Here is a 25,006-nt window from a genome sequence, read left to right as displayed (position 1 = left end):
AGGAGCAAACCAGGTGCAAAACGAACCCCGCCCGAAGCCCGGCAAGGGCCAAGTTCAATCGGTTTGGGCTGGCCTGATTCTGATCGTGCTGGGCGGCCTGTTTTTCGCTGACAACCGGGGTTGGTTGGATCTGCGCAAGCTGCAGACCTTTTGGCCCGCCATCATCGGGCTGCTTGGCCTCGGGCAAATGCTGGGCGCGCGCAACACCGAGCAACTCTGCCGAGGCGGTTTGCTGGTCTTTGTCTCGGCTTGGTTGTATGCCTCGCTTGAACATGTTTGGGGGCTGAATTTCTATAACAGCTGGCCCCTGTTACTGATTGCTGTGGGGCTGAGCAAGGTCATCACCGGCGTGTTCCATCCCAGCCAGGCCGGCGCAGACAAAGATCGTTGACGCGCCGCCGCGCCCCGCTGAGGTCGATACGCAGCGCCCCGGCCCCTAGAGCCGATTGATCTCGCCAAGCCGCCGCTCCCACACCGGGCCGCCATCATCAATGCGCACGTGTTGGGCGTATCCAAACCCACAGGCCTTCAAGGCCTCGGCCGCAGCCTGGGCCGGCGCGCCGACCTGTCCCATCGCCGCCTGCGCGTCCGGGCTCAAGAATGAGAGGTACAAGGTCTGGCGAGGCAGCAAGGCCGCCAGATGGCTGCGCCAGGCGTCCCCAAACTTGGCCTGAGCTGCCTGCGGGTCGGCGGCGTAAAAATGCGCACCAAGGCCCTGCCAGAACGGTGCCCTGCCCGCCTCGTCCAGCGGTCCGGCCAGCTCGACCATCAGGCGCTCAGAAAACCCAGCCGGCTGCGCTCGAATGCGCTGCAGGGCGGCTTCAATCAGCTGCGTCAAGGCCGCGACCTGCATCTGGGGCGGCAAATCGGGCGAGCAAGCCAGATCTGCCAGCTCACTCTCGCCGCTGTGGTCATTGCCCAGCAGCAAGGTGGTCTGCGTGCGGAACAGCCCTAACTCGGCAGCCGCATGCACCACGCGGCCGACGTGATAACTGAAGCGCGGCAGTGCAAGACCCAGATTCCCGACCAGGCGAAGGCAGGCCAGCGGCACCGACGAGGCGGCGTCCGCCAGAATCAGCCATTTCCCCTCGGCGTCGGTCAGATTCAGCGCCACCCCGGTCTGATTGCGCCATGCACCCAGCAGTTGGGCATCTTCCACTTGCCAGCCACGCACTTGCCAGCCTTGTGCTGCCCCGACTTGACTCATGGCCGACTCCTTTCGCTCGCATCAGGCCACAGCGCCGACACCCACAGGCGCTCACCGGGCAGCACGCCCAGGCGGAGCACCGCCTCATGATCCGGTGCCAGGGCCTGCGCCGTCGTGGGCAGCTCGGCCAAAACCGCGCGAAAACCAGCCCGCTCTGCATTCACCGCCAGATGCCAGGCGGGCAGGCCAAAACCGGCCGCTTCGGCCTGCACTTCCAGCGCGCGGGCATGACGCACGCTGCGCAGCAGGGCCAGATTGGCCTCCACCGTCGGCCCGCCGTCAAAGATGTCGATATAGGTGTCGGCATCAAAGCCCTCTTCTTGCAGGATGGAAAAGGGCAGCTCACCGACCGGATGCAACTGACCAATCGCCCATTGCGCGGCCTCGGGCAGCAAAGGCACATAGATCGGCGAATGCGGCATCAAATCAGCGATGAAGGCCTTGTTGCGACCGCCCGTGACGGCTTCGGCCTGCGGATAGTCCATGTCAAAAAAGCGCCGCCCCACGGCGTCCCAAAACGGGCTTTGGCCGGCTTGGTCGGCCAGGCCGGGGTTCTCGGCGGCGATGCGTTCATTGAAGCGCTCGGCAAACTGCAAGATGAACAGCAGCCGGGCGCGGGACAACAGTTGGGGCGCCGGCCCATGAGCATAGGCCGGGTCGATATAGAAGGAAGTCAGCAGCGTGTAGCCACTCAAGTCATGACAGAGGTGCAAGGTGTGCAGGCGGTTGCTGACGCCCAAAGCGGGGCTGGCGTGCACCACGAACTCATTGCGATAGCTGTAAAAGCGATCATGGAAGCCGGCGCTGGCCGCAATGCCGCTGCTGCCAACCACCTCGCCGCGCGAGCGATCTTCCAGCACGAAGAGGTAGGTCTCCTCGCCGCTGGCGTCGTCAAGGCTGGCAAAGGCCTCGGCTGAGCGCTCAATACGGGCACGCAGCTTGGTTTGATCGTTAGGCAGCGAGCTGATGCCATGCTCGCTGGCGGCGGCAATGCGTTCAAGCGCGGGCAGGTCAGCCAGCGCCACCGGGCGCAGCAGCAAATCACGGGGGTTCATGAGGGGTCTCCAGCGGGCCGGCGCCAGGCGATGGCGCGCTGGCTGCGCTCATCGCGCGGTGTCTTGTCGAAATGTGCCTTGTAGGCATTGGAAAAATGCGGGCCGGACGAGAAGCCGCAGGACAGACCAATCTGCAAAATCGACTGGCCGCTTTGTTGCAGCAAACGGCGCGCCCGGTTCAGCCGCAGTTCCAGGTAGTAACGCGACGGCAAGGCGTCCAGATGCTGTTTGAACAATCGTTCCAGCTGGCGGCGCGACACACCGACCAGGCGCGCCACGTCCTCGGTCGGCAGCGGCTCGGCCAGGTTGGCCTCCATCAGGCTGAGCGCCTCGGCCAGCTTGGGGCTGCCGCCACGCTGCTCGGCCACCGGCCGGCGCTGACGCTCGTCACGGCCGCGCGCGCGCTCCAGGCCCAGCTTGAGGGTCAGGTCTTGCGCCAAGCGTTCGCCATGGCTGCGGCCCAGCCAGGCGATCATCAAATCAAGGCTGGCGCTGCCGCCAGCGCAACTCAGGCGCGAGGCGTCGGCATTGATCTCCCAGACGTTGCCGCTCCACACCACATCCGGGAACTCGTCTTGCAGCGCCTCGGCCAGATGGGTGTTGACGGTGGCGCGCTCGGCACCCAGCAGGCCGGCCTCGGCCAAGACCGCGCTGCCGCCGTCCACGCCGGCCAGCGCCACACCAGCAGCCGCTTGCTCACGCAGCCATTGCAGCAAGGCGGGGCTGGCCTCTGCCCCTTCGCCGCTAAGCACAAAGATGGCGTAGGGGTGGGCTGCCTGCGCCAAGCCCTGCGTTTGCAAAGGCAAATCACCGCAGCTGACGACGCCGCCGCCCGGAGATCCCAGTTCGGCCACATAACGCGCATCGCCCTGCAAGTGATTGACCGCCTGCAGCGCCTCCAACACGCCGGCCAAAGCCAATAGCGAGCCGCCCGGCATGAGCAGCAGCAGGCAGCGACGCGGCTCGGGCGCGCCGGGCAGCGGGTCTGTAGTCATCGGCGTGGGGCTGTTCACCGCTGCACTGTAATTCAGACGCTCATTGCCAATTGATCATTGACGGTATCGCCAGCAAGACCAAGGCCATCAGCAGATACATCAGCTGCAGCGGGATCATCCAGCGCGCCCACTTCGTCCATGGGATGCCGGCCAAGGCCAGCACACCGACCGTGATGCCCGAGGTCGGGATCACCGGCGTGGTCAGCTCACCAAACTGGAAAGCCAGGATGGCGGTCTGCCGGCTCACGCCGACCAGATCGGCCAGCGGCGCCATGATGGGCATGGTCAGCGCGGCCTGGCCGGTGCCGGAATGGATGAAGAAATTGATCACCGACTGAATCAAGAACATCTTTTGCGCAGAAAAAATCGGGCTGCTCGATTCAACAAAAGGCACCAAGGCGTGCAGCATGGTGTCGATGATGTGGCCTTCGCGCATCAGCACCACGGTTGCCTTGGCCAGCGCGATCACCAAGGCGGTGCTGACCAAGTCCTTGGCACCGGCCATGAAGCTGGCCACAAACTCATCGGCACTCAAGCGGCCGACCAAGCCCACCATGATGGCCATGACCAGAAACAAGGCTGCGATTTCTTCGATGTACCAGCCGAACTTGACCACGCCAAAAATCATCACGGTCAAAGTGGCTACAAACAGGCTCAGCACCAGCTTGTGGCGCGCCGTCATGCCGGCGAAGTTCTCGAAATCAGCGGTTTTCAGATGCTTGCGCTTTTCCTGATCCATCTCGAAACAAGGACTCAGCTCCGGTGTGCGCTTGATGCGCGCCGCGTACCACATCAGGAATGCAATCGTCAGCGTGGTGGCGATCGCCCAGCAAATCAGCCGGTAGCCGATACCTGAGAACATCGGCACACCGGCAATGCTTTGCGCCACGCCGACATTGAAGGGGTTCAAAAAGGCGGTAGCAAAACCGATCTGCGAGCCGACAAAAGGAATCGCCACACCGACGATGCTGTCGTACTTGAGCGCCAGCGCCAATGGGATGAAGATCAAGACAAACGGAATCGCCTCTTCGGCCATGCCAAAAGTGGCGCCGCCGAGCGAAAACATCGTCACGAAGACCGGAATGATCGCCACCCGCACCCAGGCGGAATGGGTGTGCGCCTTGGCGACCGACTTGATCATCGAGTCGATGGCCTCGGTGCGCTGCAGCACCGAGAACGCGCCGCCGACGATCAGCACAAAGCCGATGATCAACGCCGCTTCGACAAAGCCTTTGATGGGCGCCATCATCAGCGCAACAGGGCCTTGCGGATTGCTGGCCACGGTGTGGAAAGAGTCGGCCAAGATGACGGTTTTGCCGTCAATCACTTGCGTGTCGTACTTGCCGCCGGGCACCACCCAAGTCGCCAGCGCGATCAAGGCCAAGAGGCTGAACAGCAGGACAAAGGTATTGGGAAATTTGAGTTTAGACATGAGTTTCAATGCACGGAAAATTCAGAGCGACAGCAGCTTGCCGCTGCGAAAGGCCTGTGTGCCGGCGACCTTGCAGACCCGCATGCCGGCCGTGGCGTAAGACCTTGAGACCCTGGCAAAGAGCCGCCCCGCCGCGCTGGCACAAAGCAAGCTGCGTTGATCGGTCAAGGGGTCGATGACTTCGGCCACCGCCTCGCCGGCGCTGACCATGTCACCGGGCTGCTTGCAAAACACCAAGATGCCGTTGTGCGGCGCGGTGATGGGCTCCACCCCTTCGAGCGGGGTGGCCTCGCACAGCGCGGGCTGAGCCTGTGCATCGGCGTCGCCGGCACCCTCGATATGGCCGGCCTGGCGCAAGAACTCCAGCAAAGCACGCGCATCTTGTTCGGCCAATTGAGGCTCGACTTGCAACTCGCCGCGCAACTCCACCGTGGCCGCAAAGCAGGCCAGTGGCACCGGCCGAGCAGGGCCGAAATGCTCGGCCAGTTCCCACCAAATTCGTGCCACGGTTTCATCAAACGGGTCATCGCCCGAGTCGCGCGAGAGCAGCAAGGCCTGTGCGCCCAACAGGCGCGCCAGAGGCGCTGCGGCTGCGGCCAGCGGCGTGCCGGTGTAGACATGCATGACGGCCTGGGTGTCGCAGTGCAAGTCAAGCACGATGTCGGCATCCATGGCCAACGTTTGAAGCAGCTGCTTGAGTCGCTCGGTCTGCGTTTGCGCCGCCTGCCCGCCCAGCAACGCCAAGGCTGCAGAGCGGATCAAGCGCTGATTTTCAAGCGGATCGGGGCCCAGCATGGGCGCCAAGAGCGGGATCAACTCGGCCGTGAGATGGCGGTATTGCCGATTGAAATTGATGCCGGTCGCCATATCAAAACGGCCGCACAAAACGCCTTGCATCTCTTGCGATAACCCAATCGGATTGGCCATCGGGACCAGCACAATTTCGCCGCCAATCAAGCCGGCCGATTCGAGCGCCAGCAGATGCTCGCGCAAGGCCTGGGCCACCAGCATGGGCGGCACTTCATCGGCATGCAAGGAGGCCTGGATGTAGACCTTGCGGCCGGTTTCGCAACGGCCGAAATGCAGGCTGCGTAAGTGCCGAGCGGTGCCGGCACTGGCAAGCGTCAGGGGGTGCAGATGGGTTCGCATCAAATGTCCAGTCAAAGCTTGAGCACAGCCCGACGCCAAGGCCGAGCTGGGGTGTGGATTTGCTCGGGTGTAGAAAATCAGCGCGCGCTGCTCTGCGCCTGGCCGATAGGCGTATAGAAGGGCCGTTTGATCAGCACTGGCTGCACATCCAGGCGCAGGCGCAGCACCGTGTAGTCCTCGCCGCCCATCGCGCCGCTGAACCAGCCTCGGCTGCCCTCGCCCTTGTGCAGGCGGAACTCGAAGCCCAGGTCGGCTTGAGCGTCCGTGCTCTTGCTGCTGCCGTTGAAGGCCACGCCGAGCAGTTCCGCATGCGGGCTGTCGAGCAAGTGGCTCATCGCATTGAGGATGGTGGTGTCACCCAAGATGTCCAAAAAGAAGGGCTGATTGCCGAAGAAGGGCTTGAAGCCGGCGGCAGCAGGATCAATGGCGTGGCCAGCGAGCTTCGCGGCCGAGGGCGTTGTCAGCCCGCTGGTGAAGTTATGCCTATCGCCGCGGTCCAGAAAGCTCAGCTGGGCATTGCGGATATTGAAGCCGGCCAGCTTCGGCGTGCTGCTGGCCTGGCTGAGGTCGACCAGGAGCACGCCTTTGGCACCCAGCACCTCCAGCTCATCGCCGCGCAGCAGGGCGGCGCTGTTTTCTTCCACGCCCAGGCCTAGCGTGTAGCCCTCGGCCTGCATCAGCGGCAGCATGCGGCCGATACGGCCGCGCTTAAGAAAATGCTGATCGATAAACAAGTTAGGCCCCACGAAGCCCAAGCCCCGGTCGATCTCCTTGCCACGCCGCAAGTCGCCCTTCATCACCTGCAGCGCGTCTTGTGCGTCACGAAACATCGTCGTGCTCATGATGGCAGCACCCGCGCTGGTACCCGCCACCACGCCGCCGCGTTTGAATACCGACCAGATGGCCTTGAGCATCTCGGTGGGCTCGCCGCCCGGCTGCAAGGTATCGACGATCAGCTCCTGCGCGCCGCCGGAAAAGAACACGCCTTGCGCAGCCGCCACCTTGGCCAACAGGGCCGGATCATTCAAATTGGCTTGCAGCTCAACGCCCTGCAGGCGCGGTGCTACGGGGATGGCCTCGGCCCGAGCGCCCTGGGCATTCAAGGCATTGATGATCTGCGCGGCGCTGCGCTCAGGATTGGCTGCAGCGGTGGCGAACACCGCAAAGCGCGCACCGGGGCCACCAGCGGCATCAACGATGCGCTTCCAGACCGCGTCGTTGTCGTATTTCAGCGCGCCTCCAATGATGATGGCCGTACCGGGCAGATTGACTGGGCTTGCGACCGGGTTTGCTTGCGCCGATGAAAACTGCATCGCCGCCAGCAGACAAGCTGCACCCGCTTGGATAAAGAGTTGTTTGAATTGCATGGCGCCAGTCTGTCAGCGCAGGGCCGCAATCGCCAGCGGGTATGGCCCCAGAAACACCTTGTTTGGCCGCAAAGCGCAAGAGCATGTCGCATCGCTGCAAGCGCTGTTGCGCCTGTTCATCGGGGGCTTGCGGCCAAGCGACATGGACTTGCGCACAAGCGACCGAGCCACCAAAACCCCATAGGCAAGTCATGTGGCGCGCTCCTAGAGTGCATCCAAGGCCACAAGCGCAGTCCCTTTTCCCCCACAGCGCTGCGGTCTCAGATTCTCTTGCGTCCCCTGTTTCTTTCCCTTCAGTCAAACGAGGCCACATTCATCATGACCCACTCCCGCATGCCGCATCCCTTCAAGCTCAAGCGCTTGGCCCAAGCGGCCACGCTGCTGATCGCCAGCGGCGTCAGCCTGCAGGCCCAAGCACAGGAAGCCAAGCTCGAACGTGTTGACGTCACCGGCACCAGCATCAAGCGCATCGAGGGCGAAACCGCCTTGCCGGTGCAGACCTTGAAGCGCGCCGACATCGACAAGACCGGCGCCACCACAGCGGCCGAAATCATGCGCTCGATCAGCGGCAACACCGCCGGTCTGACCGACGGCGCCAGCATCACCGACAGCACCGGCGGCCAGCGCGGCTTCAACGGCGCCAATCTGCGCGGCATCGGCGTATCCAGCACCTTGATCCTGTTGAACGGCCGGCGCATGGCCAACTTCGCCTCGCCAGGCGACAACTCCGGCGTGGACCTGAACAACATCCCGGCCGGCGCAATCGAGCGGGTCGAAATCCTGAAAGACGGCGCCTCCGCCATTTACGGCACGGACGCGATCGGCGGCGTCATCAACTTCATCACCCGCAAGGACTACCGCGGCGCCGACATCAATGTCTACGCCTCGCGCACGCAAGAAGGCGGCGCAGAGAAGACGGCCGCATCGGTGGGCGGCGGCTTTGGCGATCTGGCCAAGGACAAGTTCAATGTGTTCGGCGTGATCGATGTGCAAAAGCTCGGCAGCTTGCGCTCAACCGAGCGGGAATTCCTGCAGGACCGGCCGCTGGCGACGACGCTGCCGTTCTATATGTCCAGCCGCACCTTCCCCGGCAATATCCGCCTGGCCAGCAAGTCCGCCCCGCGCAAGGTGCAGCTCGATGCGCTCAACGCCGCCGGCTTCACCTTCAACGGCAAGCCCTTCACACAGCGCACCATCAATTTGTACGCGCCGGCCTGCAACCCACCAGCCACCGTCTATGCCAAAGACAATCTGTCCGAGGCCTGCAGCTTTGACTATATGCAGGACACCGAGCTCTACCCGGAGTCGGACAAGGCCGCCTTCTTGGGCCGCGGCGTGTTCCAGCTCAATAACGAAACACAGCTGTTTGCCGAGGTCCTCAAAAGCAAGACCAAGACGCTGTACGTGGCCAGCCCGAATCCGATCGAGATCACGGGCGTGCCCACCGCCGCAATCAACCCCTTCTTGCCCAAGCCGCTGCCCTTCGGCGGCAATGTCGACGTGCGCCAGCGCGTCAGCGAGGGCGGCAACCGCAGCAATGAGGTCACCAGCGATGCCGAGCGCATCGTCGCCGGGGTCAGCGGTTCACTGGGAACTTGGGATTACGACGTCGCCCTGAATCGCGCCGTCAACAAAACCGACGACGCACTCAAGGATGGCTACTTCCTGTATGACAAATTCGTCGCGGGCGTGCGCGCCGGCCAGATCAACCCCTTCGGCAAGTCACCCCAAGCCGGCCAAGACCTGCTCGCCGGCATCAAGGTGCAAGACACCGCGCGCAGCTCCAAGGGCACCACGACCACGGTGGACGCCAAATTCAGCGGCGAGCTGATGCAGCTGGGCGGCGGCGCCTTGGGCGCGGCTTTCGGCGCAGAGTTCCGCCGCGAGGAGACCGAGTTCAATCCTTCGGCCCTGTTGCTCACGAACAATATCCAGGGTGACCGCAGCTCACGCGGCGACTCCCCGCCGGCCAGCAAGAACAGCCGCAATGTGGCCGCCGTCTATGGCGAATTGAACGCCCCCTTCACCAAGGAGCTGGAGGTGCAACTCGCGGCTCGCTTTGATGACTACAGCGGCGTGGGCAACACCTTCAACCCCAAGCTCGGCGCACGCTGGCAGCCATCCAAGCAGCTGATGCTTCGAGGCTCGGCCGGCACCGGTTTTCGTGCACCCAGCATCAATGAGCTGACCCGCCCGACCTCGTTTGGCTCCAGCTCCGCCTTCCTGACCGACCCAGGCTGCGTCTCGCAAGGCTTCTCGGTGGCTGATTGCACCGACCAATGGCGGGTTGAGCGCCGCAGCAATGACAAGCTCAAGCCGGAGAAGTCCAAACAGTTCTCGCTGGGCCTGGTGCTGGAGCCGGTGCGTGATTTGAGTGCCAGCATCGACTACTGGATGATCAACAAGACCGATGTGATCAGCGATCTGTCCGAGCAAGTGATTTTGGGCAATTTGCCAAAGTACGAAAAAGGCTATGTCAAGCGCGACGAGTTCGGCGAGTTCATCGACACCATTTTGTTGAAGAAGGAAAACCAGGGCGAGCTGCGTACCTCGGGCATTGATTTGGACGTCAGCTACCGTTTCAACGCCGGTGAGGCGGGCCGCTTCCGTGCCAATGCCAACGGCACTTATGTGCTGAAGTACGAGCGCCAGTTCGGCGCCGGCGAGCCCTTCGAGAGCAATGCCGGACGCTTCTTGAGCGACCAAGTGATCCAGAAATGGCGTCACCGCGTGTCGGTGGATTGGGACATCGGCGCCTTCGGTCTGACCCTGGGCAACACCTATTACTCAGGCTATACCGACCACAACACCGCCTTCAACCCCAACACCAGCCAGTTGCTGCCGGCGCGCGATGTGCAAGCCTACTCGCTGTGGGACATGTCGGGCTCCTGGGCCATCAACAAGGCCGCGAAGCTGCGTGTTGGTGTGCAGAATCTGCTCGACAAGCAGCCGCCCTTCTCCAACCAAGGCTACTACTTCCTGGCTACCTATGACCCGACCTACACCGACCCGCGTGGCCGCAATTTCTACGCCAGCCTGAGCTATTCCTTCCGCTGATCGCATAGCAAGGGAAGTTTGATCTGAAACCAAGCCTGGGTATGCCGCAGCATGCCCAGGCTTGACCGCCATCCATCATGGCGGTCAATTGGGAAAAACCTCAAGGGCAATCCCTAACTCAGCAGTCGGTCGGTGCGCAAGAAGATACAAACACAGGCCATGTTTGGGCCCGTCAAGGAGGAGAAAAGAGCAGATGTGAGATAGGATGATCCATATCTGGATATTCCAAGTTATGGCCGTCAAAGTACTGATCATTGAAGACAACCCGGTTGCTCGAAGCTTTTTATGCAGAGTGGTGCGTGAGAGCTTCAGTGATGCCATGGAGATCACCGAAGCCGGCGATCTCGAAGGTGCGCGCCGCCATACGGCCAAGTTGGCCGAACTCTCGCCCGAAGCCGGCTTCAAGCTGATTCTGGTCGACCTGGAACTGCCCGACGGCAACGGCATGGAATTTTTGGCCGAGATGGCCGGCTCGCCCGCATTGAAAATCGTCACCACGCTGTACTCGGACGACGATCACCTCTTCCCGGCCCTGCAATGCGGGGCCGATGGCTATTTGCTCAAAGAAGATAGGTTCGAGGTGCTGGTGGAGGAGTTGCAGCGCATTGTGCGCGGCCAACCGCCGCTTTCACCTGCGATCGCGCGACGCTTGCTATCGCATTTCCGGCCCAACTCTACAGGCGACTCCGGGCCGATGACCTTGAACTCGGGCTTTGGCTCGCTGTCCTCGGGTTTGTCTTCCAGCGCGACATTCAGTGCCGGGCGCAGCGTGGTGCTGGACCCGCCGCCCGAGTGGGAGCGCCTCACGCCTCGCGAGAGCGAAGTGCTAACCTACCTCAGCAAGGGCTTCACCATCAAGGAAATCGCCAACCTGATGGGTATCAAGTGGTTCACCGTCAACGACCACATCAAGTCCATCTACAAAAAGCTCAATGTCTCCAGCCGCGCCGAAGCCGCAGTGCTTGCGAGCAAGCAAGGTCTGGTTTGAGCTGTTTGTTCCGTTGAAGCTGGCCCGGTTGCAACTACCGCACTCTTGATTGAAGACCGCGCCACTAGCAGCCCATTGAAGGCTGCCGCGCGCTACATTTCCAGCGCGGGCGCACCGCCCTTTCAGCCCTCCCGCTCCGTGCGCATCCCTCTCCTTTAGAAGCCATGAATCAAAACGACTTTGTCGACGAAGCCGAGGATCCCTCACACAGCCCGGAAGAGCGCGCGCGCGCAGCGTCCACCAGCACCTGGGTCAGCGTCGGCGTCAACACGGTATTGACCATCGTCCAGGTCGTGGTCGGGGTGCTGTCCAAATCGCAGGGCCTGGTCGCAGACGGCATCCATTCCCTGTCCGACTTGGTGGCGGACTTTGTCGTGCTTTTGGCCAGCCATCACGCCAAAAAAGATGCCGACGAGGATCACCCCTATGGCCATCAGCGCTTTGAGACCGCCGCATCCCTGGTGCTGGGCGGGCTGCTGCTGGCGGTGGGCATAGGCATGCTGTGGTCCGCCGTACTCAAGCTGCAATCACCCGAAACCGTCCCCACGGTGCACGGCATTGCGCTTTGGGTCGCCGGTGCTGCCCTGGTGGCCAAGGAGACGCTGTTTCGCTATATGTTGGCCGTGGCCAAACGGGTCAAATCCAGCATGTTGGTGGCCAACGCCTGGCATGCGCGCTCCGATGCAGCATCGTCCCTGGTGGTGGGCCTGGGCATCGTCGGCAATTTGGCGGGTTACCCCATTCTTGACCCGATCGCTGCGCTGATCGTGGGCTTCATGGTCGGCAAAATGGGCTGGGGCTTTGCCTGGGATGCCCTGCATGATTTGATGGACCGGTCGGCAGACGAGCAAGAGGTCGAGGCGATACGCCAGACCCTGCTGCAGACGCCTGGCGTGCAAAACGTGCATGACGTGCGCACCCGCAAAATGGGCGACATGATCGTGGTCGATGCCCATATCGAGGTGGACGCCACGATCTCTGTCGAGGCCGGCCATGAGATCGCGGTGCTGGCCCGCCAACGCGTGCTGCTGCGCCATCGGGTACTCAATCTGATGACCCATGTGGACCCCTGGCGACGGCCGGACCTGGACCACGCCTGAGTTGGCTCAGTCCGCCGTTTTCAGCGATCAGGCGGATTCGATCAGGACTGCAAGGCGTCCTTGATGCCCGGAGTTGACCAGATCGCCTGGTCCTGCCCTACGAGCAAGACCTGAAGCCCCGGCGAGCGAGACACCCAGTCACGTGCAAACTCTCGCCCGCCGATCATGAACGCAGCGCCCAGCCCGTTGAGCGACTCGACATCGCGCGCCCAAAGACTGACGCCCGCAGCGCCCAGGCTGGGGCGCCCGGTTTTGGGGTCAAGCACATGATGATGTCTTTGCCCATTTTCAAAAAAGTAACGCTCATAGTCACCGCTGGCCGCCAGCACACCTTGGCCCGCCAAGGGCAAGACACCCAGGACCCGCTGCGGCCGCCTTGGGTCACGCACACCGACACGCCATGGCCGGCCTTGATTGGCACCCAGATAGAGCACATCACCCCCGCCGTTGATCAGCGCGTTTTTCACGCCCTGGTCGCGCAGCACTTGCATGCCGGCCGCGAGGATGGGCAGTTTGGCGACACCGCCCAAATCCAGCGCCATCCCCGCTCGCGCCAGCCGCGCGCTGCGGGCGTGCGTGTCGAGAATCAGACCTGCGCTGCCGACAAAACACTGCTCACGCGCCAAGACCGCTGCAGAGGGCACACTCGCCACACTGCCGACTTCAAAGTGCCAACTCTTGAGCGACCCTACCGTCATGTCAAACATGCCGTCGGTGCGCGCGTGAAGGTCGGCGCCGGTTTGCAGCACAGCCATCAGCTCGGCAGAGATGGGCATAGCCTCACCCTTGCCCGCTAACTTGTTGATAGCACTGACAGCACTGCCCGGCTCATAGCGGCTCATGCTGGCGCTCAAACGAGCCATCTCGGCGAATGCACTGTCCATGGCCTCGGCCAGCCACAGCTGGCTGCGCCCCTGCGCCACCAGGTCGACCCGGGTGCCCAGCATCAAACGCGATTCGCGCCGCTGCTGCAAACCGGCCTGGGCGGGCTGCAGGGCCGCACCCAAGACCAGCAGCGCCGGCAAGGCCTTGACAGCCCTGCGGCGCGAAGGCAACTCACAAGTCGGCTTCCTGTCTTTCATCGCTGCCTTTACTTGGACAGCGCCACCATATGGTCCACGGCGGCCTTGACCTCGTCATCGGTGAGGGCCGCACCACCGCCGCGCGCCGGCATCATGCCTTTGGCACCGGTGAAGCCTTCGATGGCGTGCTTGTAGAGCAGTTCATTGCCCTGTGCAATGCGGGGGCCCCAGTCAGCCTTATCGCCGGGCTTGGGCGCGCCGGCCACGCCGGCGGCATGACACAGCGCGCAGGTCTTGCCAAAAACACTCTTGCCCAAGGCGTTCTCCGGCGCAGCAGCCGGCGTAGGCGCAGCAGTTGCCACAGTAGCTGGGGCTGAGCTCGCAGGCGCGGGGGCCTGCTCTTGCTTGCCGCAGGCTGCGAGCAAGCTCAGAGCCGCAGCGGCCAAAGCGGTGCCAAGTAGATAACGCATAGAGAACTCCTGAAAATAGTGATTGGCGTTGATTCTAAAAAGCTAACGCCAAAACACCAGGGCTTCACAGGTATTTGTAAGGCCCTGAACCGCTTATTTGCTTTTCTTGAAGCAGTTCAAGGACAGCAAATTCACACCGGTCAACCATTCGGCACCTGAATCATTTCTGCCGCCACCCCCGCCATGCCCCACTCCCATTTCCGCCGCTGCCTGCGTAGTTGCGTGCTGTCATGACTACCTATGAGCTGCGGGCTCGTGCTGGCAGCGCCGCTGACGGAGCTGCCAATGCCACCTTCGCAGCGACGCCTGATGGCCGCAAAGACCTGCTGTCGGAGCCTCCCAAAACTTTCAACCAAACCCGATGAGGAAAACCATGAACGACAAGAAGAACCCTGAAAATGGCACCGGCCTGGGCCGTCGCCGTTTCATCAACAGTGCTGCGCTGGCCGGCATGAGCTTGGGCGCGCTGGCTTGCACCGACAAGTCGGGCACCGCAGTCGCACCGGCCGCCTCTGGCGCTGCCCCTGCTCCCGCCGCCCACACCGGCGGCGCCAGCAACGCCTCGCATCTGAAGCCGGGCGAACTCGACACCTATTACGGCCTCTGGAGCGGTGGCCACACCGGCGATATGCGCGTGCTGGGCCTGCCGTCCGGCCGCGAAATCACCCGCATTCCTTGCTTCGTACCGGATGCGCTGGTCGGCTGGGGCCACACCAATGAGTCCAAAAAAGTCATGGGCACCCGCGCCGACGGCAACCTGAAGTTCAGCGTCGCCGACACCCACCATGTGCACGCCTCCTACAAGGACGGCAACTACGACGGCCGCTACGCCTGGATCAACGACAAGATCAACAGCCGCATCGCGCGCATCCGGCTCGACTACTTCGTCTGCGACAAGATCACCGAGCTGCCCAATGTGCAGGGCTTCCACGGCATCTTCCCGGACAAAGCCGACCCGGTCGATCCGAAGATCAACTACACGACCCGCGTGTTCTGCGGCGCCGAGTTCTCGATCCCGCTGCCCAATACCGTCGGCAGCGACGACGGCAAGACCTATCACTCCTTGTTCACCTGCGTCGATGCCGAGAGCATGGATGTGCGCTGGCAAGTGCTGATCGACGGCAACTGCGACCTGACCGCCACCTCTTATGACGGCAAACTGGCAGCGACCAACCAGTACAACACCGAGATGGGTGTGCATTACGAAGACATGATGTCCGCCGAGCGCGACGCCTGCCTGTTCTTCAACATCGCCCGCATCGAAGAAGCCGTCAAGGCCGGCAAGTTCAAGACCTATGGCGACTCCAAGGTGCCCGTGGTTGACGGTACCCGCGACGCCAACAAGGACGCGAAGACCGCGCTGACCGCCTATGTCTCGGTGCCTAAGAACCCGCACGGCGTCAACGCCAGCCCGGACGCCAAGTACTTCATCTGCGCCGGCAAGCTCTCGCCCACCGGCACCGTGATCGAACTCGCCAAGGTGCTTGATTACTTCGACGGTAAGCTGGAATCGGCCGACAAGGCCATCGTGGCCGAAGTCGAGCTGGGTCTGGGCCCCTTGCACACCGCCTTTGACGGCCGTGGCAATGCCTACACCACGCTGTTCCTGGACAGCCAGGTGGTCAAGTGGAACCTCGACGCCGCGATCAAATTCCACGCCGGCGACAAGAGCGCCAAGTACGTGGTCGACCGCATCGACGTGCAGTACCAGCCGGGCCACTTGAATGCTTCGCAGTCGGAAACACGCGCTGCGGACGGCAAATATCTGGCCGTCGGTTGCAAGTTCTCCAAGGATCGCTTCCTCCCGGTCGGCCCGCTGCACCCGGAGAACGAGCAGTTGATCGACATCTCCGGCGACAAGATGGTCTTGCTGGCCGACCACCCGGTGCGTGGCGAGCCGCATGACTTCATCATCTTCAAGCGCGAACTGCTGAGCCCGAAACAGGTCTACAACCTCGACGACTTCCCCAACGCGGTCAAGGATCCAAAGGATTCGGGCGTGTTCCGCAAGGGCAACAAGGTCGAGGTCCGCATGACCAGCCAGGCCCCGGCCTTCAGCCTGCGCGAGTTCAAGCTCAAAAAGGGCGACATCGTGACGCTGACGCTGACCAACTTGGACAAGATCGAAGACCTGACCCATGGTTTCGCGATCCCCAAGCACAACATCAACTTCATCGTCAATCCGCAAGAGACCGCCTCGGTCACCTTTGTGGCCGACAAGCCCGGTGTGTACTGGTGCTATTGCACTCACTTCTGCCACGCTTTGCATTTGGAAATGCGTACGCGGATGATCGTCGAGGCCTAAGCCGCTGAGACCCAGGCAGCGCGCGGACTCGAGCCCCGCCGCTGCCTCCCCTGCACGTCAGAAAGAGTAGATGAAATTGCAATGTCGGAACTTGGCGGCCAAGGTAGATTTCTACCTGGCCGCATTTCTTTTTTTGCTGGCCAGTCTTTGCGCGAGCAGCGCACAGGCGGGCGCTTACGAGGCCCAGTTGCCGGCGGATCTGCACACGGCCAAGGACATGTGCGCGATCTTGCCTTGCGCTGCCGTCTTCCCCGGCGCGAAGAGCTTCTCCGAGCGGCTCGGCTCGCCGCCCTACGTCGAGGCTTACGGCGAGCCGCAGCCCGACGGCAAGAAGCAACTGCTCGGCTATGTGATGCTGTCCACCGACATCACCGACACGCCCGCCTACTCGGGCAAGCCGGTGGTCACGCTGATTGGCATGGACCGAACGGGTCATTTCGTCGGCACCCAGGTGCTCAAGCATTCCGAGCCGATCCTGCTGCTCGGCATCCCCGAATCGGCGCTGCTGAAATTCAACGCGCAATACCTCGGCAAGTCGGTCGCCGACAAGATCGAAGTCGGCCAGTCTCGCCCCGATGAAGGCGTGCTGGGCCTGGACGCGATCTCGGGCGCCACCGTCACCGTGATCGCTCAGAATCAGGTCATGCTGGCCTCGGGCCAGGCGGTGGCACGCCAGGTCGGAATCTTGGCGCCAACCTTGCGGGAGCCCGCCAACTATGCCGTCCAGGGTCAGGTCTACACCTGGGCCGAATTGATCAAACTCGGCGCCGTGCAAACGCTGCGCGTCAAGCCGGAGCAGGTCGGGCTGGAGCGCAGCGCGGAGCCCTTCATCGAACTCTGGTTCGGTGACCTGAATCACCCCGATGTTGGCAGCAGCCTGCTCGGCGCGCACAGTTGGCAAAAGCTGCATGCGCAATTGAAGCCGGGCGAGCATGCCTTCTTCGTCGTGCGCAGCGCCGGCATCGAGTCCTTCAAGGGCTCGGGCTTTGTGCGCGGCGGCCTCTATGACCGCGTGCAGGTCAAGCAAGGTGCGGACAGCTTCACCTTCCGCGATTTGGACTATCTGAACCTCTACGGCCTCGAAGCCGCCGGTGCGCCGAGCTTCAATGAGTCGGCGATCTTCATCATCCGCAGCAAATCATTCTCGGCCGCCTATCCCTGGAAGCTGGCCTTCCTCGGCAACCGTGTCGACCGTGCCACCGGCACGCGCAGTTTCACCAGTTTCGACGCCAAGATCTGGCTAGACGACAGCCTCTTGCAAGGCGGCCGCCCGGCGCTGCAGGAAGCTGCTGCGCCCTGGGTGCAGGTGTGGAAGACGCGCGCGGTCGAGATCGCCCTGTTCGTCGCCTTGCTGTTGATGGTCACCATCGTCTACGCCTTGCGCGAAAAGCTGACGCGGCTCTCGAACCACAAGAACAAGTGGCCGGTCAATGCGTTCAAGTACAGCGCCTGGGCGCTGAGCATCGGCTTTGTCGGTTTTGGCGCAATGGCGCAGCCCTCGATCACGCAGGTGCTGACCTGGTTCCACTCGCTGCTGTTCCAGTGGACCTGGTCCTTATTCCTGACCGACCCCTTCATCTTCGTGTTCTGGATCTTCATCATCCTGACCGTCTTCCTGTTCGGCCGCGGCCTGTTCTGCGGCTGGATGTGCCCGTTTGGGTCGCTCTCGGAAGCGATCTACAAGATCGGCGAGAAGATCGGCCTGAAACGCTTCCAAGGCCATCTGCCTACCGCCTGGCATCACCGCCTCAAGTGGGTCAAGTACGCGATCTTCTTCGGTCTCTTGACGGTGTCGATGTTCTCGATGGGGCTGGCCGAAATACTGGCCGAGGTCGAGCCGTTCAAGACCACCTTCCTGGTCGGCATCACGCACCGGGCCTGGCCTTACGGCCTGTTCGTCTGCCTGATCCTCGGCGCCTCGCTGTTCATCGAGCGGCCCTATTGCAAATACATCTGCCCGCTCGGCGCGGCGCTGGCCATGCCCAGCACCTTCCGCTGGTTCGGTCTGAAGCGCAAGCAGGACTGCAATAGTTGCAAGGCCTGCGCGGTTGGCTGCGGCTCGCTGGCGATCGATGCGGCCGGCCGCATCGACCACCGCGAATGCCTGCATTGCCTGGACTGCATGATTCTCTACACCGACACCAAGGGCTGCCCGCCTTTGGCCAAGGAGCGCAAGCGGCGCGAGCGCGATGGGCTCTTGATCACACGGATAGGGCGTGATGGCTATTTCATTCCGATCGAGCCGGTGGCGATGAATCCCAAGGTCGCTAACGGCCCAGATCCCCGCATGCCGACCGATCCGGTCATGCCGGCACACAAGGCCGACGCCAAGGGCCTGAGCTGGCTCTGGCAAGAGTTGGTCGACCACCTCTGGCCTTGGAGTCGCGACAACTGGAAAACCCAGAAGGCGCTGCAATTCGCCGGCTTCTCGCTGGCTATCGCTGCCACGCTGGCCTGGGTGCTGGCAGGCACCGGCCGGCTATCGCAAAGCGCCATTTTGAGCTGGTGGTTTGGCTGGAGCGTCTATGAGGTCTTGATCCGGCTGTCGGCCAAGCGCTATGTCAAGGACGGCCCTTGGTGGCAGGCGAACTACCGTTATGCCAATGTGATGGACATTCTCAGTTATGTCGGCTTCAAGAACCTCTTGATTGGCGCCGTGCTGTTCCTGGGGCTGAAGGCCCTGGGCTTGCTGCTATGAGATTCCTAGCCCTTCTCTTGCTCGGTGCGGCGCTCGGCGCGCAGGCCGCGACCGTTCGCGTCGCGCCGGGTGAAGCGCTGCAACAAGCGATAGACAGGGCGCAGCCAGGAGATACCGTCGAAATCGAACGCGGCCACTACGTCGGCAACTTCACCGTCGACAAGGCGCTGACGCTACGCGGCATCAATCGCCCGACGCTGAGCGGCGATCAAAAGGGCGACACGATCCGTGTCACCGCGGCGGACGTGACGATTGAGGGCCTGATCGTGCGCGACTCGGGCGCCAGCTTGAAGGATCAGAACGCCGGCATCTATCTGCGCCCCGGCGCGCACCGTGCGGTGGTGCGCCATAACGACCTCACCTACAACCTGTTCGGCCTGTGGATAGAAAAAGCCAATGATGTGCGCATCGAGCACAACATCATCACCGGCAAGCGTGAGCTCAACAGCTCGCAGCGCGGCAACGGCATTCAGCTCTACAACACCGACGGCGCCCGCATCACAGGCAACAATATCGGCTTCGTCCGCGATGCGCTCTATGTGGACGTTAGCCATCACGCGGTCTTCAAGGGCAATAAGCTGCACCACAGCCGCTACGGCAGCCACTATATGAACTCCTACTTCAATCTGTGGGAGGACAACGACAGCTATTACAACCGTGGCGGCCTGGCGCTGATGGAAGTGCGCAACCAGATCGTGCGCGGCAACCGCACCTGGGCAAACAGCGACCACGGCATCATGCTGCGCACGCTGCAGGATTCGGTGGTCGAAAACAATGTGATCGCCGGCAATAACCGCGGCTTCTTCATCTACGACGTCGAGTACGCGACGCTCAAAGGCAATCTGGTGGTGGACAACCATGTCGGCGTGCATCTGTCGGCCGGCTCGACCCGCAATATCGTCGAAGGCAATGACTTCATAGGCAACCGCGAGCAGATCCGCTATGTCGGGGCGCGCGATGAGGTCTGGGGTAAAGATACGGGTAATCACTGGAGCAACTACCTCGGCTGGGACCGCAATGGCGACGGCGTCGGCGATGTGCCTTATGAAGCTAACGACATGGTTGATCGGCTGAGTTGGCGCCATCCGAGCGTCAAGCTGCTGCTGGCCAGCCCGGCCATTCAGGCGCTGCGCCTGGTTGGCCAACAATTTCCGGTCTTGCGTGTGCCCACGGTGGTCGATCCGGCCCCGCGCATGCAGCCCAGCAACAAGCAATGGTATGAATGGCGTGACAAACATTTCCAACGATGAAAGACACGGGGCTGCGATAGAGCTGCGGTCCGTCAGCAAAAGCTACGGCGCCATCCAGGCCGTGGACCGCGTCGACCTGCGCGTCGAGCGCGGCGAGATCTTCGGCTTGATCGGCCATAACGGCGCCGGCAAAAGCACCTTGTTCAAGATGATGTTGGGGCTAACGCCGGCCAGCAGCGGTGAAATTCTGATCAACGGAGGCTCGGTCGCCGGCAAAGGCTTTCGCGCGACGCGCCGGGCCTTGGGCTATCTGCCCGAGAACGTGGTGCTGTACGACAACCTCAGCGGCTTGGAGACGCTGAAGTTCTTCGCCAGACTCAAGGGTGCGGACCTCAAGCAATGCGCGCCGACGCTGGAACGCGTCGGCCTGGCCCATGCCGGCAACCGGCCCTTGCGCGAGTATTCCAAAGGCATGCGGCAGCGGCTCGGCTTCGCGCAAGCTTTGCTGGGCAAACCGCAGGTCTTGTTTCTGGACGAGCCGACCAATGGCCTGGACCCGCAGGCGATCCGCGACTTCTATTTTGTTTTGCGCGACCTGCGCGACAGCGGCGTGACGATCCTGATCACCTCGCACATCCTGGCCGAGTTGCAGGAGCGTGTTGACCGCCTGGCCATCATGGTGGCCGGCCGCATCCAGGCGCTGGGCACCGTGCAAGGTCTGCGCGAGCAGCAGCAAGCCCCCTTGCAGATTGAGCTGCGCCTGAGCGAGGTGGACGCGGTATTCGCCCGCCAAGCGCTGAGCGAACTCAATGGCGTCTCATGCAGCAGTTCAACGCTTGGCCTGAGCGTTAGCTGCCCCCGCGAGGCCAAGCTGGCGGTGCTGGGCGTGGCCACCGGCCTGGGCGCCAGGCTGCTGGACCTGACGATCGCCGAGCCTTCGCTCGAGGATCTCTTCTTTGAACTCGGCAAGGCCCGGGAATAGTATGGAACTCAGTCAAATCCTGACCCTGGCGGCCAAAGAATTCCGCGACCGCATGCGCAACCGCTGGGTCTTGGCGGTGGCGCTGGTATTCACTGCCTTCTCCTTGGTCATCACCTATTTCGGCGGCGCCAGCAGTGGCCAAGTCGGCCCACGCTCGATCGAATTCATCATCGCCAGCCTGGTCAGTCTGGTGATTTATCTGATCCCGCTGATCGCGCTGCTGCTCGGCTTTGATGCCATTGTTGGTGAGCGCGAGCGCGGCTCGCTGGACCTGCTCTTGGCCCTGCCGATCACCAAGCTGGAGCTGCTCTTGGGCAAATACCTGGGCCTGGCAGCTGCGTTGACGCTGTCGACGCTGGGCGGCTTTGCGCTGGTCGCCGGGCTCCTGTACAGCCAATTCGGCTGGGCCGGCCTGTACCACTACCTGGGCTTTATGTTCAGCAGCACGCTCTTGGGTCTGGCCTTTTTGAGCCTGGCGGTCTTGCTGTCGGTCTTGAGCCGCGAGCGCACGCGTGCCTCCGGCATGGCGATCGCTTTGTGGTTCTTCTTTGTGCTGGTGTTTGACCTGTTATTGCTCGGCGCCTTGGTCGCCAGCAGCGGTGATTTTGGCGGCGACTCGCTCGCCTATCTGCTGCTGCTCAACCCGGCCGATGTGTTCCGCATCCTGAATATTTTTTCGCTCGACGATATGCACCGGCTCTATGGCCTCGCCAGCATCGTGCCGCCCGCCTTGGCCAAGCCATGGCTGATGGCGCTGGTGATGGGAGCCTGGATTGTTGTGCCGCTCGCCCTGGCTCGCTGGAGATTCAAAACATGAAGACAAGATTCAATCGCCGTTCACTCTTGCTGCTCGCAGCGGGCGCAGCCTTCGCAACAGTTTCACTCCCCGGCTGCGGCCGCCAAGACGAGGCCAAGCCGCTGGTGGCGCTCGAGATCGACCCGCGCACCACCTGCGATCTCGACGGCATGCTCTTGGCCGACTACCCCGGCCCGAAGGCGCAGATTCACTTTGTCGGCTTGGCTACACCAATGTTCTTCTGCGACACGGTCGAGTTGTTCAACACCCTCTTGCGGCCCGAGCAGGTGCGAGCCATCGCCGCCGTTTTTGTGCAGAACATGGGCAAGGCCGATTGGGAACAACCGCGCGGCCAATGGATAGACGCCAAGGCCGGCATCTATGTCTTGGACAGCAAACGCCATGGTTCGATGGGGCCGACCATCGCCAGCTTCGCCCAAGAGGCCGATGCGCAGGCCTTCGTCAAGCAATGGGGCGGCCGTGTGCTTCGCTACGCCGAGATAAAGCCCGAGATGGTGGACCTCAGTGGCGGCGCGCTGCACGACAGCCGGATGTAGCCGCCATGCTTGGCCGCACACCGCCAACACCGGCGACACCGGCCTTGGGCCGGCTGGCCCGCTTGAGCGGGACGGGTGTCCTCGCCTTGGCCCTGACCCTCGCCGCCGCCTTGCAGTTGCTGCCCCGCAGCGCGTCAAGCATGGCCGAGCCGCCGGCCGATGTTTGCCTGATTGCGCCGCCGACACCGTTTGACGCCAAATCTGGCCTGAGCCTGCTGGCGCCGCGCCCGGTGCCCGCCGACGCGCGCTGCCCGGTCTGCGGCATGCATCCGGCGCGCTCGCCGGCTTGGGCGGCGCAAGTGATTTTTGCCGACAACGGCGACGCGCAGTTCTTCGACTCGCCGCTCTCGCTATTCATCTATTTGCAGGATGTGGGTCGCTTCAGCCGTGGCCGCAAGGCCGCCGAGATCGGCGCGCTCTACGTCAGTGATGCGGCTAGCGGCGCCTGGATCGCGGCCGAGGCCGCCGTCTACGTGCAGGGCTCCAGCGCGCTCGGACCCATGCGCGCCGGCAATTTGCCGGCCTTTGCCGATGCAGCCTCGGCGCAGCGTTTTGCGGGCGAGCGCGGCGGCCGGCTGCTGCGCTTCAAGGAGATCAGCCCAGCACTGCTGCGCGAGCTGGACACCCGCTCGCACCAAAAACATCGAGAAAAAGCAGGCGCTTGAGCAGCGCAAGCGGTTTTCCTTATTCCGGTTCAAGGAAGTGCCCGTGACAAATCCCTAGTCTTGCGGCATCTGCAACAGACCTTGAGGACCATCATGAGCCGAGGCTTCACCAGCCAGATGGCGCGGAACATTTTTTACGGAGGAACCCTCTTCTTCGTGCTCTTGTTTGCCGCGCTGATCTTTGACTCCGAGCAAAGAATCCCCAAACGCTCCAATGCCGGCGAACTGACGCCGGCCGTGGTGCGCGGCAAGCATATCTGGGAGACCCGCAACTGCATCGGCTGCCACACCCTGCTCGGCGAAGGCGCCTATTTCGCACCCGAGTTGGGCAATGTCTACAAGCGCCGTGGGCCAGATTTCATCAAGGCTTGGATCAAGTCCCAGCCGACCGGTGCGCCGGGTCGCCGCCAAATGCCCAACTTCCAGCTGAACGATCAGCAACTCGACGATCTGGTCGAGTTTCTGCGCTGGACCAATGGCATCGACAACGAAAAGTGGCCTCCAAACATTGAGGGCTGAGGAGAAAACATGAAACCCACCACCCTCAAATACCAGTCCCAGGCCGTCTCCAAGCTCTACTTCATCGGCGCCCTGGCGCTGTTTGTTGGCCAGATCGTGTTCGGCATCACTCTGGGCCTGCAATACCTGATCGGGGACCTGATGTTCCCCGCCATTCCCTTCAATATCGCCCGCATGGTGCACACCAATCTTTTAATTGTGTGGTTGCTGATGGGCTTTATGGGCAGCGCCTATTTCCTCGTGCCCGAGGAGGCCGAGACCGAGCTCTACAGCCCGCTGCTGGCCAAGATCCTGTTCTGGGTCTTTCTGGCTGCCGGCGCGCTGACCATACTCGGCTATCTGCTGGTGCCCTACGCCACGCTGGCCGAGATGACCGGCAACAATTTGCTCGCCACCATGGGGCGCGAGTTCCTGGAGCAGCCGCTGCCGACCAAGCTGGGCATCGTTGTTGTCGCCCTGGCCTTCCTCTTCAACATCAGCATGACGGTGTTGAAAGGCCGCAAGACCGCCATAACCCTGGTGCTTTTGATGGGTCTGTGGGGCTTGGCCGTCATGTTCTTGTTCAGCTTCGTCAACCCCAGCAATCTGGTGCGCGACAAGATGTACTGGTGGTTCGTTGTTCACCTGTGGGTGGAAGGCACTTGGGAGCTGATCCTGGGCGCGCTGCTGGCCTTTGTGCTGATCAAGACCACCGGCGTGGACCGCGAGGTGATCGACAAATGGCTGTACCTGATCGTCACCATGGCCTTGGTCACCGGCATCCTGGGCACCGGCCACCATTTCTTCTTCATCGGCATGCCAGGCTACTGGCTGTGGGTGGGTAGCGTGTTCAGCGCCTTTGAGCCGATTCCGTTTTTCATGATGACCTTGTTTGCCTTCAATATGGTGCAGCGGCGCAAGCGCGAGCATCCCAACCAGGCCGCCTTGCTCTGGGCCGTCGGCTGCGCGGTGATGGGCTTCCTGGGCGCCGGCGTCTGGGGCTTTTTGCACACGCTGAGCCCGGTCAACTACTACACCCATGGCAGCCAGATCACCGCCGCCCACGGCCACCTGGCCTTCTACGGCGCCTATGTGCTGGTGGTCATTGCGATGATCAGTTATGCAATGCCGATTCTGCGCGGCCGCGAAGCCAACCCGCGCCGCGCCCAGAGCGTGGAGATGTGGAGCTTCTGGATCATGACCATAGGCATGGGCGTGATGGTGTTGGCGCTGACCGGCGCCGGCATCTTGCAGGTCTGGCTGCAGCGCATGCCGACCGAAGGTGCGATGGGCTTCATGGCCACGCAGGATCAGCTGCGCTTCTTCTACTGGCTGCGCATGGTCGGCGGCGTGATGTTCTTGCTGGGCCTGTTGACCTACTTGAGCAGCTTCTTCGTCGGCCCCGGCCGGGCCGAAGATGAAGTGCCGGCCGGCGCCTTGCCGCGCGCGGCTTGAGCCAAGTCAGCGTGCTTG

21 protein-coding genes are annotated in these 25,006 nt (G+C 62.5%); 13 read left to right on the top strand and 8 right to left on the bottom strand.

What is annotated here, in order from left to right:
- Nucleotides 1-13: 13 nt before the first annotated feature.
- A complete protein-coding gene (locus tag PRZ03_RS06930; RefSeq protein ID WP_273599611.1) occupies nucleotides 14-391 on the top strand; it encodes a LiaI-LiaF-like domain-containing protein in 378 nt (125 codons plus the stop codon).
- Nucleotides 392-436: 45 nt separating this feature from the next.
- On the opposite strand, the gene PRZ03_RS06925 is transcribed toward PRZ03_RS06930, so the two are convergent.
- From PRZ03_RS06925 to PRZ03_RS06900, 6 genes are all read right to left on the bottom strand, one after another.
- Nucleotides 437-1,207 carry an arginine N-succinyltransferase gene (locus tag PRZ03_RS06925; RefSeq protein ID WP_273599610.1) on the bottom strand — a complete coding sequence of 257 codons (771 nt, stop codon included), beginning with the start codon at nucleotides 1,205-1,207 and terminating at the stop codon, nucleotides 437-439.
- Nucleotides 1,204-2,262 carry an arginine N-succinyltransferase gene (locus PRZ03_RS06920; RefSeq protein WP_273599609.1) on the bottom strand — a complete coding sequence of 353 codons (1,059 nt, stop codon included), beginning with the start codon at nucleotides 2,260-2,262 and terminating at the stop codon, nucleotides 1,204-1,206. Before PRZ03_RS06920 ends, PRZ03_RS06925 begins: the two co-directional genes overlap by 4 nt.
- A complete protein-coding gene (locus tag PRZ03_RS23925; protein ID WP_273599608.1) occupies nucleotides 2,259-3,275 on the bottom strand; it encodes a GlxA family transcriptional regulator in 1,017 nt (338 codons plus the stop codon). Before PRZ03_RS23925 ends, PRZ03_RS06920 begins: the two co-directional genes overlap by 4 nt.
- Nucleotides 3,276-3,297: 22 nt before the next feature.
- Nucleotides 3,298-4,689: a YfcC family protein gene (locus PRZ03_RS06910; RefSeq protein ID WP_273599607.1), complete on the bottom strand. Its 1,392-nt coding sequence runs from the start codon at nucleotides 4,687-4,689 to the stop codon at nucleotides 3,298-3,300.
- Nucleotides 4,690-4,710: 21 nt separating this feature from the next.
- Nucleotides 4,711-5,838 (bottom strand): succinylglutamate desuccinylase/aspartoacylase family protein, encoded by a 1,128-nt coding sequence (locus PRZ03_RS06905; protein ID WP_273599606.1) that lies wholly within the window; start codon nucleotides 5,836-5,838, stop codon nucleotides 4,711-4,713.
- A gap of 77 nt (nucleotides 5,839-5,915) precedes the next feature.
- Complete coding sequence (locus PRZ03_RS06900; RefSeq protein ID WP_273599605.1) at nucleotides 5,916-7,205, bottom strand: cyanophycinase; 1,290 nt, start codon at nucleotides 7,203-7,205, stop codon at nucleotides 5,916-5,918.
- A gap of 318 nt (nucleotides 7,206-7,523) precedes the next feature.
- On the opposite strand from PRZ03_RS06900, the gene PRZ03_RS06895 reads away from it, so the two are divergent.
- The 3 genes from PRZ03_RS06895 (at nucleotide 7,524) to PRZ03_RS06885 (ending at nucleotide 12,350) form a co-directional block, all read left to right on the top strand.
- Nucleotides 7,524-10,262: a TonB-dependent receptor gene (locus tag PRZ03_RS06895; RefSeq protein ID WP_263533090.1), complete on the top strand. Its 2,739-nt coding sequence runs from the start codon at nucleotides 7,524-7,526 to the stop codon at nucleotides 10,260-10,262.
- Nucleotides 10,263-10,494: 232 nt separating this feature from the next.
- Nucleotides 10,495-11,250, top strand: coding sequence for a LuxR C-terminal-related transcriptional regulator (locus PRZ03_RS06890; RefSeq protein ID WP_273599604.1), 756 nt, complete (start codon nucleotides 10,495-10,497; stop codon nucleotides 11,248-11,250).
- Between the two features lie 164 nt (nucleotides 11,251-11,414).
- Complete coding sequence (locus tag PRZ03_RS06885; RefSeq protein WP_263533092.1) at nucleotides 11,415-12,350, top strand: cation diffusion facilitator family transporter; 936 nt, start codon at nucleotides 11,415-11,417, stop codon at nucleotides 12,348-12,350.
- A 41-nt stretch (nucleotides 12,351-12,391) separates the two neighbouring features.
- Here PRZ03_RS06885 and PRZ03_RS06880 read toward each other — a convergent pair whose 3' ends face one another.
- Both PRZ03_RS06880 and PRZ03_RS06875 read right to left on the bottom strand, forming a co-directional pair.
- The gene (locus tag PRZ03_RS06880; protein ID WP_273599603.1) at nucleotides 12,392-13,432 is read right to left on the bottom strand and encodes an FAD:protein FMN transferase; all 1,041 of its coding nucleotides are present in this window, start codon (nucleotides 13,430-13,432) and stop codon (nucleotides 12,392-12,394) included.
- A gap of 8 nt (nucleotides 13,433-13,440) precedes the next feature.
- The gene (locus tag PRZ03_RS06875) at nucleotides 13,441-13,842 is read right to left on the bottom strand and encodes a c-type cytochrome (RefSeq protein WP_263533094.1); all 402 of its coding nucleotides are present in this window, start codon (nucleotides 13,840-13,842) and stop codon (nucleotides 13,441-13,443) included.
- Nucleotides 13,843-14,215: 373 nt separating this feature from the next.
- Here PRZ03_RS06875 and nosZ point away from each other — a divergent pair, with 373 nt between their 5' ends.
- The 9 genes from nosZ to PRZ03_RS06830 all read left to right on the top strand — a co-directional run bounded on the left by nosZ (nucleotide 14,216) and on the right by PRZ03_RS06830 (nucleotide 24,988).
- Entirely contained in the window at nucleotides 14,216-16,147 is a 1,932-nt protein-coding gene (gene nosZ / locus PRZ03_RS06870; protein ID WP_273599602.1) for a TAT-dependent nitrous-oxide reductase, read from the top strand.
- A 70-nt stretch (nucleotides 16,148-16,217) separates the two neighbouring features.
- Complete coding sequence (locus PRZ03_RS06865; RefSeq protein WP_273599601.1) at nucleotides 16,218-18,845, top strand: NosR/NirI family protein; 2,628 nt, start codon at nucleotides 16,218-16,220, stop codon at nucleotides 18,843-18,845.
- Entirely contained in the window at nucleotides 18,842-20,095 is a 1,254-nt protein-coding gene (locus PRZ03_RS06860; protein ID WP_273599600.1) for a nitrous oxide reductase family maturation protein NosD, read from the top strand. The genes PRZ03_RS06865 and PRZ03_RS06860 overlap by 4 nt, the downstream gene beginning before the upstream one ends.
- Nucleotides 20,064-21,017 carry an ABC transporter ATP-binding protein gene (locus PRZ03_RS06855; protein WP_273599599.1) on the top strand — a complete coding sequence of 318 codons (954 nt, stop codon included), beginning with the start codon at nucleotides 20,064-20,066 and terminating at the stop codon, nucleotides 21,015-21,017. The genes PRZ03_RS06860 and PRZ03_RS06855 overlap by 32 nt, the downstream gene beginning before the upstream one ends.
- Nucleotide 21,018: 1 nt before the next feature.
- Nucleotides 21,019-21,834 carry an ABC transporter permease gene (locus PRZ03_RS06850; RefSeq protein ID WP_273599598.1) on the top strand — a complete coding sequence of 272 codons (816 nt, stop codon included), beginning with the start codon at nucleotides 21,019-21,021 and terminating at the stop codon, nucleotides 21,832-21,834.
- The gene (locus tag PRZ03_RS06845; protein WP_273599597.1) at nucleotides 21,831-22,370 is read left to right on the top strand and encodes a nitrous oxide reductase accessory protein NosL; all 540 of its coding nucleotides are present in this window, start codon (nucleotides 21,831-21,833) and stop codon (nucleotides 22,368-22,370) included. The genes PRZ03_RS06850 and PRZ03_RS06845 overlap by 4 nt, the downstream gene beginning before the upstream one ends.
- Nucleotides 22,371-22,375: 5 nt before the next feature.
- Nucleotides 22,376-23,035 carry a nitrous oxide reductase accessory protein NosL gene (locus PRZ03_RS06840; protein ID WP_273599596.1) on the top strand — a complete coding sequence of 220 codons (660 nt, stop codon included), beginning with the start codon at nucleotides 22,376-22,378 and terminating at the stop codon, nucleotides 23,033-23,035.
- Between the two features lie 93 nt (nucleotides 23,036-23,128).
- Complete coding sequence (locus PRZ03_RS06835) at nucleotides 23,129-23,554, top strand: c-type cytochrome (RefSeq protein WP_273599595.1); 426 nt, start codon at nucleotides 23,129-23,131, stop codon at nucleotides 23,552-23,554.
- Nucleotides 23,555-23,563: 9 nt separating this feature from the next.
- Entirely contained in the window at nucleotides 23,564-24,988 is a 1,425-nt protein-coding gene (locus tag PRZ03_RS06830) for a cbb3-type cytochrome c oxidase subunit I (RefSeq protein WP_273599594.1), read from the top strand.
- Nucleotides 24,989-25,006 lie beyond the last annotated feature (18 nt).

Origin of the sequence: Roseateles albus, assembly GCF_028595345.1 — a bacterium.
Classification (GTDB): Bacteria; Pseudomonadota; Gammaproteobacteria; order Burkholderiales; family Burkholderiaceae_C; genus Paucibacter_A; species Paucibacter_A albus.
The sequence above is the reverse complement of the archived record's forward strand: the minus strand, read 5'-3'. Positions and strand labels throughout refer to the sequence as shown.

What these genes read in the sequence shown, in the direction of transcription:
- PRZ03_RS06925 (WP_273599610.1), bottom strand. Translation starts at nt 1,207, where the DNA reads ATGAGTCAAGTCGGGGCAGCACAAGGCTGGCAAGTGCGTGGCTGGCAA.
- PRZ03_RS06920 (WP_273599609.1), bottom strand. Translation starts at nt 2,262, where the DNA reads ATGAACCCCCGTGATTTGCTGCTGCGCCCGGTGGCGCTGGCTGACCTG.
- PRZ03_RS06910 (WP_273599607.1), bottom strand. Translation starts at nt 4,689, where the DNA reads ATGTCTAAACTCAAATTTCCCAATACCTTTGTCCTGCTGTTCAGCCTC.
- PRZ03_RS06905 (WP_273599606.1), bottom strand. Translation starts at nt 5,838, where the DNA reads ATGCGAACCCATCTGCACCCCCTGACGCTTGCCAGTGCCGGCACCGCT.
- PRZ03_RS06900 (WP_273599605.1), bottom strand. Translation starts at nt 7,205, where the DNA reads ATGCAATTCAAACAACTCTTTATCCAAGCGGGTGCAGCTTGTCTGCTG.
- PRZ03_RS06895 (WP_263533090.1), top strand. Translation starts at nt 7,524, where the DNA reads ATGACCCACTCCCGCATGCCGCATCCCTTCAAGCTCAAGCGCTTGGCC.
- PRZ03_RS06890 (WP_273599604.1), top strand. Translation starts at nt 10,495, where the DNA reads ATGGCCGTCAAAGTACTGATCATTGAAGACAACCCGGTTGCTCGAAGC.
- PRZ03_RS06885 (WP_263533092.1), top strand. Translation starts at nt 11,415, where the DNA reads ATGAATCAAAACGACTTTGTCGACGAAGCCGAGGATCCCTCACACAGC.
- PRZ03_RS06880 (WP_273599603.1), bottom strand. Translation starts at nt 13,432, where the DNA reads ATGAAAGACAGGAAGCCGACTTGTGAGTTGCCTTCGCGCCGCAGGGCT.
- PRZ03_RS06875 (WP_263533094.1), bottom strand. Translation starts at nt 13,842, where the DNA reads ATGCGTTATCTACTTGGCACCGCTTTGGCCGCTGCGGCTCTGAGCTTG.
- nosZ (WP_273599602.1), top strand. Translation starts at nt 14,216, where the DNA reads ATGAACGACAAGAAGAACCCTGAAAATGGCACCGGCCTGGGCCGTCGC.
- PRZ03_RS06865 (WP_273599601.1), top strand. Translation starts at nt 16,218, where the DNA reads ATGAAATTGCAATGTCGGAACTTGGCGGCCAAGGTAGATTTCTACCTG.
- PRZ03_RS06860 (WP_273599600.1), top strand. Translation starts at nt 18,842, where the DNA reads ATGAGATTCCTAGCCCTTCTCTTGCTCGGTGCGGCGCTCGGCGCGCAG.
- PRZ03_RS06855 (WP_273599599.1), top strand. Translation starts at nt 20,064, where the DNA reads ATGAATGGCGTGACAAACATTTCCAACGATGAAAGACACGGGGCTGCG.
- PRZ03_RS06850 (WP_273599598.1), top strand. Translation starts at nt 21,019, where the DNA reads ATGGAACTCAGTCAAATCCTGACCCTGGCGGCCAAAGAATTCCGCGAC.
- PRZ03_RS06845 (WP_273599597.1), top strand. Translation starts at nt 21,831, where the DNA reads ATGAAGACAAGATTCAATCGCCGTTCACTCTTGCTGCTCGCAGCGGGC.
- PRZ03_RS06840 (WP_273599596.1), top strand. Translation starts at nt 22,376, where the DNA reads ATGCTTGGCCGCACACCGCCAACACCGGCGACACCGGCCTTGGGCCGG.
- PRZ03_RS06835 (WP_273599595.1), top strand. Translation starts at nt 23,129, where the DNA reads ATGAGCCGAGGCTTCACCAGCCAGATGGCGCGGAACATTTTTTACGGA.
- PRZ03_RS06830 (WP_273599594.1), top strand. Translation starts at nt 23,564, where the DNA reads ATGAAACCCACCACCCTCAAATACCAGTCCCAGGCCGTCTCCAAGCTC.